This is a genomic window from Zooshikella ganghwensis DSM 15267 (assembly GCF_000428585.1).
Lineage (GTDB): Bacteria > Pseudomonadota > Gammaproteobacteria > Pseudomonadales > Zooshikellaceae > Zooshikella > Zooshikella ganghwensis.
In genome coordinates, this window is record NZ_AUAF01000407.1 from 1 (window position 1) to 1150 (window position 1150).

The window sequence follows — 1150 nt, forward strand, 5'->3', positions numbered from 1 at the left end:
AATTCAAAGACACCAATATCGGCAAAGGTTTTTTTCAGGTCTTGCCACCACTGGCCCAGTAATTGAAAACCTTTTCCTAATAACATAATGCCTGGCGATAACAGCGAAAAGATTTTCATAATGATTTCAAAGGCACCGACATCGGCTAAATAGCCTTTAAATTGTTCCCACAAAATGCCGACGCTATTAAAGCCCAGGGCGACATAATCAATGGCGGTTTTTAACCAACCAAAAACCTGGGTTACCCACTGCAACACGCCAATACTGTCCAAGGCAGCCATAAGCCAGTGCCAGCCTTGCACTAACCAACCAATGGCATCGGTGGCCCAGCTCACCACTGAATTAAACCACTCCAGGGGGAGTCCCAGCAGCGTTTGACCGAGTGCAGCACCATGTTTTTTTAGGTAGGTCCAACAGACTCCGAGTAATTCAAACGCTTTGGTGATTAACCCAATACCCGGCGACAGCAGTGAAAAAATATCCAAAATAAACTGGAAAGCACCCACGTCGGATAAATACGCGGTTAATTGGCGCCAGCCTTGTACCAGCCACTCAATGGCATCCGTCACCCAACCCACTAAGGTGTTAATCCAGCCTATGGATAACAACGCCGCTTTACAGGTTTCCCAATGTGTTATTAATTGATAAACGCCGTAGGCTACCAGGGCAACAGCGGCAATAATTAATCCGACCGGACTTAATAAAAACGAAAAAGAAAATGCCAGCGCTTTACCCGCAAAACCGACACCGATAAAAGCCCACTTTAATAATGAAAGAGAACCCGTCAAAATGGGGACTAATAATTTTAAACCAGTGAGTGAGCCATAAACTAAACCACTCATTAACGTCAGGGCTGACATACTCGCCACCAACGTCATCACCACTAAAAAGCCATAACCTATCCAACGGGTTAGATTAGGAAATAACTGGGTCCACCGCTGTAAGGTTTGGCCTGCCTCGGTAAGTCCATCAATGATCGGATTTAAGACCGGTAATAACGTCGCACCAAAGCCAATACGCACCGCGGTGATGGCTGCGCCAAAGCGCTCCCAGGCATCGACTTGGGCCAATGCCATTTCTTCCGCTTTATCTAAACCCGAAATATCGCCCAGTTGATGAATCTTGCTTTGTAAACCATCGACATTTTTCA

General features: G+C 46.1%; 1 protein-coding gene. It reads right to left on the reverse strand.

Annotated elements, in window-relative coordinates; genetic code table 11:
* Positions 1-1150, reverse strand: a 1150-nt coding sequence (locus F607_RS35065) for a hypothetical protein (RefSeq protein ID WP_027710509.1), incomplete at both ends; no start/stop codon positions are given.